Raw genomic sequence first — 16,846 nt, forward strand, 5'->3', positions numbered from 1 at the left:
ATTTCCGCGTAGGCGGAAATCTATCTTAACCACTCGCACTATGCCTAGCTAGCAATAGATTCTCGCCAGGCGCGAGAGTGATAACAGCGCTGTTCTTAAATAATGGCATCAATTGCTATCTTATTTAAGGTTATCTACCTTTATGCTCATTTCTATTACTAGCTGCTCGCCGGTGAGTATTTTTAAAGCTTTTTTTGAGTAAACTCATAAAATCTATTAAATCATCACTTTTCTCTGTAGGCTCCTTAGCCTTGGGTTTAGCCGGTTTAGTAGATTTCTTCTCTTCAATCCATTTCATCAATGCTTCACGATATTCATCATGATACTTTTCAGGAGCCCATTTAGCACTCATTTCATGAATTAAATCCACAGCTATTTTAATTTCACGATCATTTATATGATAAGCTTTTAAGTTTTCTTCAGGAAACTCAAATTCATTTTCACGCCGAATCTCCTGCTCGTAACGAATTACATATAAGACTAACGCGTCTTTATAAGGCAAAATTAAAGTTAAGTATTCTCTATTACGAATAACAACTTTCGCCACGCCGACTTTTTCAGTTTTTTTAAGCGCTTCACGTAATAAAATATAAGCTTTTTTATTAGAGCTATCTGGAACCAGATAATAAGGTCTATCAAAATAGAGGCAACTAATTTCACTTAAATCTACAAATTCTTCAATATCAATTGATTTAAATGCTGCAGGAGCCGCACGCTTAAAATCCTCCTCTTCTAATACAACATAATTACCTTTTTGAAACTCATAGGCCTTAACGACTTCATCCCAAGGAACTTCTTTACCCGTTTCAGAATTAATACGCTCATAATGAACACGCGCTTTATCACGTGAGTCTAATAAATGAAAGCGTAATTCATTTTTTTTCTCAACTGGATATAAATTTACAGGAATTGCTACTAAGCCAAATGAGATATATCCTTTCCAAACTGGTTTTGTCATAATTATCCCTGTGTTCTAATATCAAATAAACTCTTATTTGATTATAGAATAAAAATTAGTCCTACTCGTATTCGTTGAGCAAGGCTATTTTTATTTGAATAAATGATTAAATATTAGACTAAATAATACTTTAAGAGAGAATAATAGATCACTTTAACTTTATTGAAAGGCTGTATTTGGCGCATTCTAAAATAAAATTATGCTGCACTTAAATAAAACCTTTCACTAAAATTCAAGATATTCCACCTATCTATTGATTGAAACCTTTTGATAAATAGCTTTAAAAATCATTCGATAAAGGAGACCCAGCTAAATTTACTGGGTAGCCTTTAAATTGTAATTAAAAATATAACTTAAGCACCGCCACCTGTACCACCGCCAGCACCAGTACCACCTGTACCGCCGGCACCTGCACCGCCAGCTCCACCAGTACCTGTACTAGCACCGCCTGCGCCTGTACCACCAGTACCAGCGCCAGCACCACCTGCACCTGTACCACTAGTACCAGCACCTGCGCCGCCACCAGTAGTGCCTGTAGTACCTCCAGTAGTACCGCCTGTAGTGCCTGTACCCGTAGTGGTTGTTGTGGTAGTTCCAGTAGTACCGGTTGTATTGGTTGTATTATTAGTACCACGACCAAATAGGAAATATAAAACGAGAGCCGCAATAATGATTATGCCAATTATCGTTAAAATTCCAGTCCGTTCATTATTATTATTAACCATGTTATTCTCCTTAAACTACAGTTATTCAAATAGAGGATAACCTCTAATAGCAGATTATTTACTGTCCAGCACCGCCAGTACCGCCTCCTGCACCCGCACCTGCACCACCTGCACCATTTCCAGTACCACCGGTAGTGCCGCCCATTGAGCCCGTACCCATGCCATTACCACCAGTTCCTGTACCAGTAGAGTTCATATCTGTGCCAGTACCTGTAGTTCCTGTGCCAGTAGTAGAATTCATATCTGTGCCAGTACCTGTAGTTCCTGTTCCAGTAGAGTTCATATCTGTACCAGTACCTGTAGTTCCTGTGCCAGTAGTAGAATTCATATCTGTGCCAGTACCTGTAGAATTCATATCACTACCCGTAGTCGTTCCAGTACCTGTTGTAACATCGTCGCTCATGGATGTATCTGTATCATCTGCGCCCATGCCGCTATTATCTGCGCCATTCATATCTGTACCATTATCACCTGTACCATTCATATCAGTACCTGTGGTAGTACCTGTACCGTTCATATCAGTACCCGTACCGGTTGCACCTGCGCCTGAAGTTCCAGTCGTTGTGGAATAACCATTACCTGAGTTAGTATTAGTTCCTGATGAATTAGACATAGAAGCCTGAACTGAGGTAAAAACCATAGTGGTAAGCATTACTGAAAGTATCCGTTTCATAACATTCGCTCCTTAATTGTTAACTTGGTTGCTTATCTACATAATAGTAAGGTTCTAAGAATACTGAGTTTTAGTTTAAACTTTCTTTTTACTAGAATTTTATTGTTATTATTTTCCGTTAGTTACAGACTCCAACCATTGTTTATGTCGTCTTTCGTCAGCCCAACCTCGACTTACTATTTCAACGGCATCAGGCCAGATATTTTTATGCGAATTAATACGCTCATAAGCCGTATTAGTATCTATTTCATTACTAATCATCGCTTTTAAAATAGCCTCATCACCCAATAGATTTGCTAATACTACTTTACCCTGCGTAAGTAATCTTTTAGCGCTAGGCCCATTAGGAGCTTCAACTTGATGACTTTCTAGGAGAGCAGTTATTTCTTGAACATGTCTTTGATGGTCGTTTTTAAATTCGTTTAATCTACTTCGATATTCTGCACTGTCAACTCGATTAATAGCCGCTTCATAAGCCTCTATAGCATCATAATCAAGTTCACATAGCGCATATAAAGCATCTTGAAAATGCTCTTGCGTTCCTACTAGTGTTGTCATTGTTCATTCCTTTGTTAATTGCTAGACATCCACTACATTACACAATATCTCAATAAATCCTTTACCTAGAGATAAGGTCTTTTAACATAATATTACAAATTTAATAATTAGCAAGTGCTACTCATTAGTCAAGTTTAAGCATGAAATTAATAATTAATTTTATGCTTAAACTCTTTTTTATACTCTAAGAGTTATTAGATTTAAAATTAACCTTCTTCACGACGTGAAATATCTATTTTCTTCTCAACAGCCTTTTTTTCTCTTTGCATAGCTAATTCCATTTTTTGGGCTTCTTCAGAAGTTAATTCCTTCTTAGCATCAGCAAAAATTTCATTCTCTTCTTCCTCAATATGATGCAGTAAGGAATGGGCCATTTTTTTAAATAATTGGGACCACGCAGCTCCATTTAAAGACTTATCTGATAAGCGCTCTAACATTTCTTCTACTTCAGCATGCTCTTCTTCAGCATGGGGAATCTCACCTTTAGTAGCTGCTTCCTTTTCCAAAGGCTTATAAAAAACTTTTTCCTCAGCTTTACTATGAATGATAATTTCTTTTTTTAATTGATTAAATAAGTCGTCTCGTTCTTCAGTAGCATCTGATTTTAAATTTAATATTTTATTAATCAAATCCTTAGCTACACGATGATCCTTTTTCAAATAAGTAAAAATGGTCATTTTGCTCTCCTTATACAACAATTTACATTAAAATAATTTAAAATTTAAAAACAAGGATTTGCAAAAAACTAACAATCCTCGCAGTTATTTTTTAGTATACACTAATTAACTTGAATTAAAATTTATAAGAAATTTAAGTATGTTAAAGTGAAATGACTCTAGAAAATGTCATGATTGGGACAAATTTAAGCAAAAAAAAGATTGAACGCTTGTAAAGGCTAATTTAGCTTTTAGCTAAATTAGCCTTTAGTATTAAGGTTTTGGTGAAGGTGTTAATGTTTGCTCGACATGTTGTAATGCTGTCGCTTTTTTTCGGCCAAAAAAACCAAAAATACGATGATAGCCTAGCGCTTCTCTCACACCTGGATCATATCTAACATCTTGATCTTTCTTAGCAGCTTCCTGTAACGCCGTCTCTATTAGTAAAGCTTTTTTTGCACATTTAATAGAGAAGAAACTTTTTGATGCTTTTCGCAAACGATCAATTTCTTTTTGAACGCAGGCTATATCAGGTGCAAAGGCATCTCTTTTATTTAAAGGTAAATTAGCTTCTTTAACTTCTTCCCTTCTATTATCTGTTCTAGGCACATCAATAATAACCTGCTTATGCTCAACCTTAGAGCTAGGGGTAGGCGAAACCCTGGGTGATATAGGTGGAGAAACTGCTGCTGTTTCTTTTTTTTCTTCTTTAGGCTCATCAATTTTTTCCGATTCACTAACTAAATCTTCCTCAGAATCATCAGCTTGCTCCTCATCACTACTACTAAAATCTTCTTCACTTGGCTCATAATCAAGTTCATCGAAGAAGTCATTATGAATACCATCTGCTTCATCTTCACTAGAATTTTCTAAGGCAGCTGGTTTATTCTTTTGTAACCACTCTGATAAGCCATTCCACATATAATTATTAATGCTTGTATAATCATTATCTAAAGATACTAGGTCATTATCAGTTACCTGCTCTAACAATTGAGCATGTTTAAGTCGATACTGTTTAATCGTTTCTTGATAATTTTGTTGTAAAGGTTTAATAAATTCTGCAGGTAAGTCAAAATTTAAATCTAGCTTAGCTAACCAATCTAAATTCGCTAGAGCCATGTGTAAAAATTCTACGCAAATAGGACCACATGAAACTAAAGCTCCATTATCTTTGTCTTCTGCTGTACTTTGGATTGGATGCGGGGATGAAATAATATTAGCAATTTTAAGGCTGGTTTGATCAAGCTTAGCTAACTCATTACCAATTCTATTAGCTTTAGATATGCCGACAGGGTTAAAGATAATTAAATCTAGCTCACCTTCAGCATTTCTCCTTAACATACCAGCTATATAATGCGCGCCTCCTATTTCTAGTTTACCCATAAAAGGAAGATAGCGTTTTTGCTGATGTTCCGGTTGCTGAAAATAATTAATAAGAATCGTGAAGAAATTAATAACATTAAGTTCATAAGCATCAAAAGAGACATAAGGAGGTAAGGTTAAATCCTTAACTAATTGGCTTGTACCTTGAACAGGCTTTTCCTTTAAATCATTAAAATACTTCCAGATAAGTCGCTGTGCATCGTCAATATGATACCAAGTATTAAAGTTGCGTCCATCTTCTACCAGACTACCTTCTTTACGAGAGCAAAAGTCCTTTGCAGCTTTAGTTTGCGATAATTCTTCTTCTTTTTTAAATACTTCTTCTTCTTTAGTAGCCATATAATGCCTTAATTTTAATTAGTTTGCCTATAACACGAAAGCTAATACTAATCTGTTCTCAATATAAAATAAATTAATTTCATCTATACTTAAATTTATTAATTGTGTAGTTTAAATAGGCTTAATTTTTTATAAGCTAAATTAGTAGGTAAATTGCAGTTTCATTCCTATTTTGCATGCTTTTTATGCTAAAATAGCTCTCTTTAAGAAGAAGTGATTAAGTCATGTCTGATAATTATACCGCTCAAGCAATTGAGGTATTAAGCGGCCTTGAACCAGTACAGCGCCGGCCCGGAATGTATACCGATACTACCCGGCCTAATCATCTAGCCCAAGAAGTCATTGATAATAGTGTTGATGAAGTTATTGCAGGCTTTGCTAATAATATTACCGTAACACTTCACCAAGATAATTCTATTGAGGTTGAAGACAATGGCCGTGGTATGCCGGTTGATCTTCATCCGCAGCTTGGTTTAAGTGGTGTAGAAGTAATTATGACGCGCCTACACGCAGGCGGTAAATTCTCTGATAAAAATTATACTTTTTCAGGTGGATTACATGGTGTAGGTGTTTCAGTTGTTAATGCTTTATCTGAACGCGTAGAAGTATGCATTAAACGTAATGGCGTTCTCTACCAAATGTCTTTTGCTAATGGCGATAAAACACAAGAATTACATGAAACAGGTATTGTTAAAAAACGTGATACGGGTACTACTATTCGTTTTTGGCCTAATCCTAAATATTTTGATTCACCAAAATTTGCAACTAAACAATTAATGCATGTATTGCGTGCTAAAGCTGTGCTTTGCCCAGGCCTGGCAATGACATTTATTAATAAAATAACAGATGAAAAAACCTTTTGGTGTTTTGAAAAAGGGTTAGTCGACTATTTAAAACAATCTTTACCGCCAGATTATTTTCCTGAGGAACCCTTTACTGGCGAATTTGCTAACGACGAGGCTACGGTTGATTGGGCTGTTGCTTGGTCTGCTAGCCATTCTTCAAGTAGTTTAAATGAAAGTTATGTTAATTTAATTCCAACTATTCAAGGTGGAACCCATGTTAATGGTTTACGGGCTGGGTTATTCGATGCGCTAAATGCCTTTTGTGACTTAAGAAATTTACTGCCACGTGGTGTAAAATTAGCAGCAGATGATTTATGGGAACCTTGCCACTATATTCTGTCTGTTAAAATGAAAGAGCCTCAATTTGCAGGTCAAACAAAAGAACGCTTAAGTTCAAGGCAAACTGCAGCTTTCGTCAATAATGTCGTTAAAGATGCTTTTGCTGTATGGCTTAATCATCATCGAAGCTTTGGTGAGGCAATTGCAGCATTTGCTATTGAACGCGCCCAAAAACGGCTTAAGCAATCCAAACAGGTGGCTCGTAAACGAGTAAGCCAAGGCCCTGCTCTGCCAGGGAAACTTGCTGATTGCCTTCAACTTGATTTAAAGCAAGCTGAATTATTTTTAGTTGAAGGTGATTCAGCTGGCGGCTCAGCTAAACAAGCACGGAATAAAGATTTTCAAGCTATATTACCTTTACGCGGTAAAATCCTTAATACTTGGGAGATTGATTCTTCTCATGTTCTAGCATCGCAAGAAATTCATGATATATCAGTTGCTATTGGTGTTGACCCTGGCTCTGAAGATATGTCTGGTCTACGCTATGGAAAAGTTTGTATCCTCGCTGATGCCGATTCTGATGGTGCTCACATTGCTACTTTAATTTGTGCTCTTTTTCTTCGCCATTTTAAACCACTTGTAAAAGCAGGCCATGTATTTGTAGCAATGCCACCACTTTATCGAATTGATGCTGGTAAGCAAATTCATTATGCTCTTGATGATGAAGAAAAACAAAAAATTATTAACAAACTCACTAAAACAAATGCAGGCAAGATTAATGTGCAACGGTTTAAAGGATTAGGTGAGATGAACCCAATGCAATTGCGCGAAACAACGATGGATCCAAATACCCGTCGTTTAGTGCAGTTAACGCTTGAAGATGAAGACAACACCATGTCTATTATGGATATGATGCTTGCTAAAAAGCGCGCAAGTGATCGTAAAGTTTGGTTGGAGAATAAAGGCAATTTAGCGGACCCGGCCTTATAAAGCCTTTTCATTAAAGCTTCTTTTAACTAAAATTAAAATATAAGTTGGGCCGAGACCTAATGGCACTGCCTAAAAGCTTTTTGCCTCAATAGACCTCTAATCTACGTCCCTCGGCTCGTCCGAGGGATCCAAGCATCTCAATCGAAGACTAGAACTCTGGGTCTCGTGGACAAGCCACGGGACGTAGGCTAAAATTTTAAGGCAGCGCCATTGGTCCTTCTTAAGGCTTTTTGCCCCAATCTACGTCCCTCGGCTCGTCCGAGGGATCCAGGCGTCTCAGTCGAGGGCTAGAACTCTGGATCCCGTGGACAAGCCACGGGACGTAGGCTAGAACCTTAAGGCAGCGCCATTGGTCCTTCTTAAGGCTTTTTGCCTCAATCTACGTCCCTCGGCTCGTCCGAGGGATCCAGGCGTTTCAATCGAAGACTAAAACTCTGAATCGCGTGGACGTAGGCTAGAATCTTAGGGCAGCGCCATTGGGCCTTGACCCAACATTCACATAGCCTTTGTTAAGCCACGGGCCAACCTATATTAAACGCAAGGCGTGATCAAAAATTAAACATCACTAGATGCACTTAGCATCCACCGTGCTTTTTCATGTGCAGCAATTCGATCACTTAATAAAGTGATAGTTCCCTCATCAGCTTCATCTTGAGCTAATTTAATGGATTTATTTAAATCTTTAATTAAGGTGCTATGGTCATTAGCTAATTCTTTTACCATGTCATTAGCAGAAAGGCTCGAATTCCCATCTTGGATGCGTTTTAACTTATTAAATTCATTAAAAGTTGCGGGCGCTTTGTGACCTAAAATCAAAAGGCGTTCTGCCACTTCATCTACCGCTTCTGCAAGCTCTTGATATTGAGTTTCAAATAATTCATGTAATGCTTTAAATTGTGCTCCTTTAACATGCCAATGATAATTTTGAGTTTTTAAATACAGCGCATAGGTATCGGCCAACAGTATAGAGAGTTGATTTTTAACTTCGTTCATCGCAAATCTCCTTAATAATAAAAAGCAATAAGTAGATATCTTGCAAACCTGCCCATACTAAGCCTGGTATAACTAAAAAGCTTAAATAAGCGAATATGGATAAAAATTATTAACTATTTTTATCACCTCTTGATTTGTAATTGACCCGCAATGGCAGTTTTGCAAGAAGGTTATTTAAGCATAAAGCAAATAAATGATAATTTAAAATCAATTAATTATATCGTAACTATTAATATTTTTTATAAGGATAATAATCTTATTAATTAGAACTGAGCTAATTTTAGCGCTTAGGTAAATTAAAGGGTGGTTATTAGCCCCTAATCTATCTAAGAGAAGAAAAATTAATATTAGAGTCTTTTTTCTCTATATCGTTTAAGTTGGCTTTAATAAATTTAATTGCTTTATCAACCTGTTCATCTATTATTTTTTTAAGACACACCTCATAGTCTTTAAGCTCCTTATTTGTTCTAGGCCACGGTTGATTTTCAATTAATTTTTCGGCCTCTTTATAATAGTCACTTTTATCATGCAAGAATCTATTCATATATCTAAGTAGGTCAGTAGGTAGTTTCGTCCAACATGACGCTGTCCTTGAATCTGGCGTTGAATTAAAAAAACCTTGGTAGAACGGATTAAATTGAGGTGTTTGGTAATCGAACTGAGCTAAATGCTTTTTTTGAATCTCCATAATGGTATTAGCAAAACCTCTAGTTATTACTTTATTTTGACAATCCTTAGGTAATAACTGCGTGATGCGCTCTACTTCATCTTTATTATCACTATCGACAATAATGAACTCAATAGCGGGATCAAATGCTCTATTACCAATCGAGGTAATACTAGTAGGTAATGTTATTTTTTTTAAATTAGGACATTTGTTAAATGCTTCCTGACCGATTGAAGTGAGGCCAGAAGAGAGAGTTAAATTCTCTAAGCTTTCGCAATCATAAAAAGCAAACTCACCGATTGAAATAAGGCTAATAGGAAGTATTATAGTTTTTAATTTACTGCATTTGCTAAATGCATATCCGCTAATCGTACCAAGCCCGTCAAGGATAACTAAACTTTCTAAATTATTGCATCCAGAGAATGCAAAACAACCAATCCAAAGAACCTTACGAGAAATAGTTATATTTACTAACTTATTGCATCTAGTGAATGCAAAATCCCCAATACAAACGATATGATCAGGAGTAGTATAAGAACCATCATCTTGTATATCGTATATATTAAAATCAAGCATTGATAACATATTTTAATCAATATGAATAATATTTTTTAATATTGTATCATAGTTAATTTAATTGTTTAATATATACTATAAAATAATTTATTTAATGAGGGCAGCGGCTTAAATATAATGTGAGAAGGTGGAAAGTATAATTATTAATTATGTTTCTATGTGGTTAATCTTAAAATAGCTATCTATTAATCCAATTCCTTAGAAGCACTACAAAAATTTATATATCGTTATATAAGAAACAATACTAATTGATCATCCCAAAGCTATTAATATTTAAGTATAATAGTTTGCCTATGCCTCTAAATTAATGAGATATTTAATGGATGAACAACTTTTTAATGTTCCTATTACAGATTTAAATCAGCTTAGTAATGATATTAAGTATACAAGCTTAAATGCCATTGAATCTGGGCAAGTTCTTTATTTCCCTAATTATTTTTTTGATTTCCCACAAATAAATAATTTTTTAACCGAAACCATCTTAGATGGGAGACGAAAAAATATTAGCTTTGATTACCGAACAAAGCATCTAGGAGGCGTCAAGAAAGAAGGCATACAAGCAATTAAGCTACAACAAGAATTGAAAGAATTTATGCAACAGTATGCTAGTTTTGCAAGGGTTTTAGTCAACACCCTTTTACCACAATATCAACAACACCTACAGTGGGGAAGAACCAGCTATAGACCCGCTCAAATACAAGGTCGTTCAAGCTCAAAGCGTAAAGACGATACGAGATTACACGTTGATTCCTTTGCGGCAACGCCGGTAAATGGCCTGCGGATTTTACGAGTTTTTTGTAACATAAATCCCTTTGGTGAACCGCGTATTTGGCATTTAGGTGAGCCCTTTGATAAGGTTATCCAACGCTTTTCTGCTCAGATTCCTGATTATAGAAGATCTTTGGCAAAGTTATTAAGACTTATTAAAGTAACGAAAACTTTACGTTCAGCCTATGATCATTATCAACTACAACTTCACGATCGTATGAAGTTAGATGACAATTATCAACAAACAGTGGAAAAAAAGCAGATTAATTTTGCGGCGCAAAGTACTTGGTTAGTATTTACCGATCAAGTTTCTCATGCTGCTTTAAGTGGTCAATTTCTCTTAGAACAAACATTTTACTTACCTATTCAAGCAATGGCTAAGCCAAATTTATCACCACTTAAATATTGGGAGCAAGAAAAATCAACTAGCTTGGTAACCGCATTGTAATACTGACTAAAGTATTATCTTTGCTGACCTATGATTCTTTATGCTCAATAATAGTTTGATAAAACTGCTGATTACCAGGGGCAGCTGTATGAACATTTTCTGCTACTGTCTTTATCAGACTTAGCTGTTCCTGTGCCGATTTATCTTTACTTTTCAATAGATTATAAATGATAGCTACTCCCTTGGGGACACGCTTGCTAGTTCCATCTTCAAAGCAGATATTAGCTCCACCGCCTTCGCGTAAAAAACTATAATTCTCAACTTTAAAAGGTGTAACTTTAATTAACTCCTCAATTGATTTTAAACGATCTAAACTTACCTGGTCTTCCTCAATACTTTCTTTAATTAAATTTTCTGCCATAACCTATATATAAATTAGTCCAACCTATATTTAATTATAAGCATTAGATACAAAAATATAAAAAAATTTACTAATTTTAATAAAATTTTTTATATAACTTTTCATTAAAAAAATTAAAATTAAATTTTTTTCAATCAGAAACGGCTCCTCTACGCGCTAGGAACTGCTTTAAACTAAATATAAAAGTCAAAAAACTTAATTAACTATCGCTATATTTTCAAATATTAAGCTTCTATATTGCCAAAATTCAATCTTTATTTATAATAATCGCTCACTATGACTTTATTTTGAAATAATAATGCATATAAATAATTTATATAACACACTTGACTATAAAATAAGAATCTCACCTCACTTTAAATTAAATAAAATAAAACCTGTTAAAAAAATAACTCGTGATAATAAAAACTATTACTATATTCATCTTCCCTCTCAGAATATAAAAATAATTGAAAAATGGCAGCTTAAAGAGACTCATCTCAGTATTTATGAAGAAATAGATGAAAGGAATCCGACTTTAGGACCTAGCCATTTTACAACAATATGGGCTAATGCTGCTGGCAAATCTTTTCGCTTACATCTCTTTTTAAATGCTAAGGATAGGTTAGCGTGTCAACCTAGTTGGAATGAAGTTAAAGGCCCAGGCCAATTTAGCAAGGCTAAATTACCAACTGAATTAGAAAGCCTTATTCAAGTAGTCCTACAAATTGGCCGTCCGTATTTGCAACAATTGCGGCAACGACAAGTTTTAACAGAAAAATCATTAGAATTAAAATATCAAAAATTAGCAAAAGAATTAGATCAGCTAAAAAATTTTAGTAATAAAGCTTCTTATCTAAATAAACTTCAAGAAATAAACAGTGTTCTTTCCAATTTAAAACAAGTTTCTGGACGAGTTAAATGGTCTAAATTAACCAATTATTATACTCATCTTTTACAAACATTTAATCAATTAACTATAGATTCGTCAAAAGACCTAACTAATATCTCATCATCAATACAGGAAAAACAACCTAATAGGTCAGCACTTACTCAATTTAGTTTATTTCCTGCTCTAACAAAAACTAAAAAACGACTAGATCTAACGTCGCATAGGAATTACTCGCCGAAATAATTATTGCTAAAGGACTTCTACCTCAATGTAAAAAGAGTAAAATAAAATTAATTACTATATTAATGAAAAAATTCAGTTACGTGCTTTAAATGATTGGCAATTATCCTTAAGTAAAACAAAAGAATTAAAGAAATATGGCCGATTGTTTAGTTGAACTTATTAGGGGATTGATTTAACGCTACCAATTGCGCCTAATAAAGCACCATTGATTTATATTTTATTATGTGTAAATCCACTACATCCTTTCCATTCTATCTTAGAAAAAAAGCCGCTTTAACATTAGACCTCTTGCAGTTATGAAGAGGAAGTTAATTTTATTACAAACCTGCAATAGAATTAGAAACGGACTCTTAGCTACGAATTAAAATCTTGGTGAAAAGTTAAATTTGAGTGCGGGAAATGGCGCTTAGAAATGAACCTTAATAAAAAACCCGCCGCAGCGGGTTTTTTATAGCTAGGGAAAAGGCTTACATCATGCCGCCCATTCCACCCATGCCGCCCATGCCACCCATTGCACCAGCGTCCATAGCGCCAGCATCACCTTTCTTAGGTAAGTCAGCAATCATGCACTCTGTAGTAAGCATTAAGCTAGCAATAGATGCAGCGTTTTGTAAAGCAGTACGAGTTACTTTAGTTGGATCTAAGATACCAAACTCAATCATATCGCCATATTCACCAGTTGCAGCATTAAAACCAAAGTTATCTTTGCTTTCAGCAACTTTGTTAACAACTACAGACGATTCATAACCAGCATTGCTTACGATTTGACGTAGAGGTGATTCAATAGCACGACGAAGGATATTAATACCCATATCTTGGTCTGAGTTATCGCCTTTTATACCTTCTAACGCTTTTTGAGCACGAATTAAAGCAACGCCACCACCAGCAACGATACCTTCTTCAACTGCAGCGCGAGTTGCATGGAGAGCATCTTCTACACGTGCTTTTTTCTCTTTCATTTCAACTTCAGTGGCTGCACCAACTTTAATTACAGCAACACCACCAGCGAGTTTTGCAACACGCTCTTGTAATTTTTCGCGATCATAATCAGAAGTAGTTTCTTCCATTTGTGCACGAATTTGAACAATGCGGTCATTAATATCTTCAGCTCGACCTTCACCGTCAATAATAGTAGTGTTTTCTTTAGTCACAACTACGCGTTTTGCAGTACCTAAATCTTCTAAAGAAGCACCTTCAAGGCTCTTACCAATCTCTTCAGAAATAACTTGAGCATTAGTTAAAATAGCAATATCTTGTAGCATTGCTTTACGGCGATCACCAAAGCCTGGTGCTTTAACGGCACAAACTTTAACAATACCACGCATATTGTTAACTACTAAAGTTGCTAAGGCTTCACCTTCAACATCTTCAGCAATAATCAATAAAGGACGACCAGATTTCGCAACACTTTCTAAAACAGACAACATGTCCCGAATAGTAGAAATTTTCTTATCAACTAATAAAATAAATGGATGCTCAAGCTCAGCACTCATATTTTGTTGGTTATTAATAAAGTATGGAGAGATATAGCCACGATCAAACTGCATACCTTCAACAACAGATAATTCATTTTCAAGACCGTTACCATCTTCAACAGTGATGACCCCTTCTTTACCTACTTTTTCCATTGCTTCAGCAATAATAGCACCAACTGCTTCATCAGAATTTGCAGAGATAGTACCAACTTGTGCGATAGCTTTGCTATCTTTGCAAGGCTTAGACATAGATTGTAATTGCTTGGTAATTGCAATAACCGCTTTATCAATACCGCGTTTTAAATCCATTGGATTCATACCAGCAGCAACTGCTTTATGGCCTTCTACCATAATTGAACAAGCAAGAACTGTAGCAGTTGTTGTACCATCACCTGCTGTATCAGAAGTTTTAGAAGCAACTTCTTTTAACATTTGGGCGCCCATATTTTCAAAGCGCTCTTCAAATTCAATTTCCTTTGCAACAGAAACACCATCTTTAGTAATAGTAGGTGCACCAAAAGATCGTTCAATAACAACATTGCGTCCACGTGGACCCATCGTAACACGGACAGCATCAGCTAACCCATTCGCACCAGCAAGTATTTTCTGACGCGCTGAGTCACCAAAACGTAATTCTTTAGCCATTTAAGTCTCCTTTAATTCGTTTGCTTACTTCTCGATTACGCCTAAAATATCTTCTTCGCGCATAATCACTAGTTCTTCGCCATTAACTTTTACTTCAGTACCAGAGTACTTACCAAACAGAACAATATCATCAACTTTAACAGCCAATGCTCGAACATCACCACTATCTAAATTTTTGCCGGCGCCAACTGCAACAACTTTTCCCCGCATGGGTTTTTCAGTAGCGCTATCGGGAATAACAATACCACCAGCTGTGGTACGTTCTTCTTCCAGACGACGAACAACTACTCGATCGTACAAAGGACGAATATTCATACTTCTCTTTCTCCTGATTGGTTAATCACCTATAATTTTCAGATTACTCTGACCTTGTGGTAATCCAGTTAACGATAGATTACCGATGTCAGCCATATGGGGACAATAATAATTATTTCAAGGGGAATAACTAAAAAAATTTTGGTTTTTTTAGTTCCCGCACTACAATAGGAAATTGTATATTAAGCATTCAGAGATATTCATGAAAAAACGGCTTTTATTTTTATTAATCTGCCTATTTTCTGTACTATGCTTTGCAGAAGATTCACCTGTCAAAGCAGATCCTCTGCCAGTAAGTGACGTCTTTCAAGTTCATGTCAACCGTCTTAACCCAAATCAATTTCTAATTCAGTGGAATATTAAAAAAGGCTACTTTCTCTATAGTGATCGCATTCGTCTTAATGCAACAGACAATAATACTATCCAGTTAGGGGATATTCCTTTCCCGCCCACGCTAACCAAAACCGATTCACAAGGCAGGACTTATACTATTTATCGCAATCAATTAAATCTTGCGATTGGCGTTTTAGGTAAAGAGCCTGGAGAAACGCTTATTAAGTTATATTATCAAGGCTGTGCCGATGATGGTTTTTGTTACCCGCCACAAACAAAGCAAATTAAATTAACCATTGCTCCTGATCTATCTTTAAGTAAAGCTGAGTTATCTCAAGACGCTACGTTAACTCAAGATGATAAGGGATTAGATGAAAAAAGTGATACTAACTTAGACTCCATTTTTGCTAATCATAATTTATTTATGATTTTCCTGATGTTTTTTGGCTTTGGATTATTATTATCCTTTACACCCTGTATTTTACCTATGATTCCGGTTTTGTCAGGCATTATAGTTGGCCATAGTCAAACGATGACTACTGGTAAAGCCTTTCGCTTATCGTTAAGTTACGTTTTGAGTATGTCAATAACTTATGCCATCGTTGGCGCTTTAGTGTCATTATTAGGAAGTAATTTGCAAATTATTATGCAAGCTCCCTGGGCAATTAGCTTATTTAGTATTCTTTTTATACTATTGTCTCTATCTATGTTTGGATTTTTTGAGCTTAAATTACCCGTTTCATGGCAAACTAAATTAGCTCAAATAAATCGTCGTCAAGCGAGTGGTCATTACCTAAGCGCCGCAGTTATGGGTTGCTTATCTACTTTAATCCTATCACCTTGTGTTACAGCACCGCTTATTGGCGTACTCGGTTATATTGCTAATAGTGGTAATGTTATCTTAGGTAGTTTAAGTCTATTTTTTCTAAGTTTAGGAATGGGCACCCCTTTGATTTTAATTGGCACCTCAGCTGGACGCTGGCTGCCAAAAGCGGGACACTGGATGAATACCGTAAAATCCTTTTTTGGCGTTTTATTATTAGGAATTGCTATCTACCTTTTAAGTCGGATTCTTCCTGGAACTTTAATTATGGTGTTATGGGCAGCCTTGCTTATTTTTTCTGGTATTTATTTAGGAGCTTTAGTTCGAGCTACCACAAATTATGCAAAATTTTGCCAAGGCTTAGGTCTAATTATTCTTGTTTATGGATTGTTAATTTTAATTGGTGCTAGCATGGGTGAAACTAATCCCCTACAACCCTTAGCACACTGGTCAACTGCTAAAGCGAAAGACGAGATAGCTTATCAACCTGTTAAATCAGTTGCTGAAGTAGAACAAGCTATTGCTAATGCACAAGGCAAGCCGGTCATGTTAGATTTTTACGCCGATTGGTGTGTTACTTGTCAATCTATAGAATCTAATGTTTTACAAAATGCAGAGGTCAAAGGGCTTTTGAAAAACTTTGTTTTTTTAAGAGCAGATATTACAGCTAATAATGCTGCCAATCAGGCCTTATTGCATCAATACAACGTTGTTGCTCCACCTACTTTTCTATTTTTTAATCAAGAAGGCGATGAGATGAAGAAATTTCGTTTAGTGGGTGAGGTTACGCTGCGAGAATTCATTAGCCGCTTACAAAGCATACAAGAGCAAACGAGTCAGTAAATTTTACTTAAGTTATTGCTTACTTACCAATTTAGTATTGAGATACATTATTTAAAATAATATATCCCAATACTATTAA

General features: G+C 35.7%; 15 protein-coding genes. 4 read left to right on the forward strand and 11 right to left on the reverse strand.

Translation table 11 applies throughout. The annotated features are described in order from the left end of the window. Positions 1–130 precede the first annotated feature (130 nt). The 6 genes from ACNVED_RS10820 to ACNVED_RS10845 all read right to left on the reverse strand — a co-directional run bounded on the left by ACNVED_RS10820 (position 131) and on the right by ACNVED_RS10845 (position 5,292). Positions 131–958 (reverse strand): Ku protein, encoded by an 828-nt coding sequence (locus tag ACNVED_RS10820; RefSeq protein ID WP_419419033.1) that lies wholly within the window; start codon positions 956–958, stop codon positions 131–133. A 353-nt stretch (positions 959–1,311) separates the two neighbouring features. Further along, entirely contained in the window at positions 1,312–1,683 is a 372-nt protein-coding gene (locus ACNVED_RS10825; RefSeq protein ID WP_419419034.1) for a hypothetical protein, read from the reverse strand. Between the two features lie 58 nt (positions 1,684–1,741). After that, positions 1,742–2,356: a hypothetical protein gene (locus ACNVED_RS10830; RefSeq protein ID WP_419419035.1), complete on the reverse strand. Its 615-nt coding sequence runs from the start codon at positions 2,354–2,356 to the stop codon at positions 1,742–1,744. Positions 2,357–2,464: 108 nt separating this feature from the next. After that, complete coding sequence (locus ACNVED_RS10835) at positions 2,465–2,914, reverse strand: DUF892 family protein (protein WP_419419036.1); 450 nt, start codon at positions 2,912–2,914, stop codon at positions 2,465–2,467. A gap of 206 nt (positions 2,915–3,120) precedes the next feature. Then, the gene (locus ACNVED_RS10840; protein WP_419419037.1) at positions 3,121–3,591 is read right to left on the reverse strand and encodes a hemerythrin domain-containing protein; all 471 of its coding nucleotides are present in this window, start codon (positions 3,589–3,591) and stop codon (positions 3,121–3,123) included. Between the two features lie 252 nt (positions 3,592–3,843). Next, on the reverse strand, positions 3,844–5,292 hold the full coding sequence (locus tag ACNVED_RS10845; protein ID WP_419419038.1) for a hypothetical protein: 1,449 nt from the start codon (positions 5,290–5,292) through the stop codon (positions 3,844–3,846). Positions 5,293–5,516: 224 nt separating this feature from the next. On the opposite strand from ACNVED_RS10845, the gene parE reads away from it, so the two are divergent. Next, positions 5,517–7,406, forward strand: coding sequence for a DNA topoisomerase IV subunit B (parE, locus tag ACNVED_RS10850; protein ID WP_419419039.1), 1,890 nt, complete (start codon positions 5,517–5,519; stop codon positions 7,404–7,406). A gap of 555 nt (positions 7,407–7,961) precedes the next feature. Here the strand turns inward: parE and ACNVED_RS10855 are convergent. Together ACNVED_RS10855 and ACNVED_RS10860 are read right to left on the reverse strand one after the other, a co-directional pair. Further along, positions 7,962–8,399, reverse strand: a complete 438-nt coding sequence (locus tag ACNVED_RS10855) for a Dps family protein (RefSeq protein ID WP_419419040.1) — start codon at positions 8,397–8,399, stop codon at positions 7,962–7,964. 322 nt (positions 8,400–8,721) lie between these two features. Beyond that, a complete protein-coding gene (locus ACNVED_RS10860; protein ID WP_419419041.1) occupies positions 8,722–9,651 on the reverse strand; it encodes a leucine-rich repeat domain-containing protein in 930 nt (309 codons plus the stop codon). 310 nt (positions 9,652–9,961) lie between these two features. Here ACNVED_RS10860 and ACNVED_RS10865 point away from each other — a divergent pair, with 310 nt between their 5' ends. Continuing rightward, positions 9,962–10,858: a Kdo hydroxylase family protein gene (locus tag ACNVED_RS10865; RefSeq protein ID WP_419419042.1), complete on the forward strand. Its 897-nt coding sequence runs from the start codon at positions 9,962–9,964 to the stop codon at positions 10,856–10,858. Positions 10,859–10,886: 28 nt separating this feature from the next. Here the strand turns inward: ACNVED_RS10865 and ACNVED_RS10870 are convergent, their stop codons facing one another. Continuing rightward, positions 10,887–11,219 carry a hypothetical protein gene (locus tag ACNVED_RS10870; RefSeq protein ID WP_419419043.1) on the reverse strand — a complete coding sequence of 111 codons (333 nt, stop codon included), beginning with the start codon at positions 11,217–11,219 and terminating at the stop codon, positions 10,887–10,889. Positions 11,220–11,517: 298 nt separating this feature from the next. On the opposite strand from ACNVED_RS10870, the gene ACNVED_RS10875 reads away from it, so the two are divergent. Beyond that, on the forward strand, positions 11,518–12,333 hold the full coding sequence (locus ACNVED_RS10875; protein WP_419419044.1) for a hypothetical protein: 816 nt from the start codon (positions 11,518–11,520) through the stop codon (positions 12,331–12,333). A gap of 467 nt (positions 12,334–12,800) precedes the next feature. Here ACNVED_RS10875 and groL read toward each other — a convergent pair whose 3' ends face one another. Both groL and groES read right to left on the reverse strand, forming a co-directional pair. Further along, positions 12,801–14,453 carry a chaperonin GroEL gene (gene groL / locus ACNVED_RS10880; RefSeq protein WP_419419045.1) on the reverse strand — a complete coding sequence of 551 codons (1,653 nt, stop codon included), beginning with the start codon at positions 14,451–14,453 and terminating at the stop codon, positions 12,801–12,803. A gap of 24 nt (positions 14,454–14,477) precedes the next feature. Then, the gene (gene groES, locus ACNVED_RS10885) at positions 14,478–14,768 is read right to left on the reverse strand and encodes a co-chaperone GroES (RefSeq protein WP_419419046.1); all 291 of its coding nucleotides are present in this window, start codon (positions 14,766–14,768) and stop codon (positions 14,478–14,480) included. Positions 14,769–14,970: 202 nt separating this feature from the next. Between groES and dsbD the strand changes: the two genes are divergently transcribed. Next, entirely contained in the window at positions 14,971–16,767 is a 1,797-nt protein-coding gene (gene dsbD, locus ACNVED_RS10890) for a protein-disulfide reductase DsbD (protein WP_419419047.1), read from the forward strand. Positions 16,768–16,846: the final 79 nt, after the last annotated feature.

The organism is Legionella sp. D16C41 (genome assembly GCF_048541585.1).
Lineage (GTDB): Bacteria > Pseudomonadota > Gammaproteobacteria > Legionellales > Legionellaceae > Legionella_C.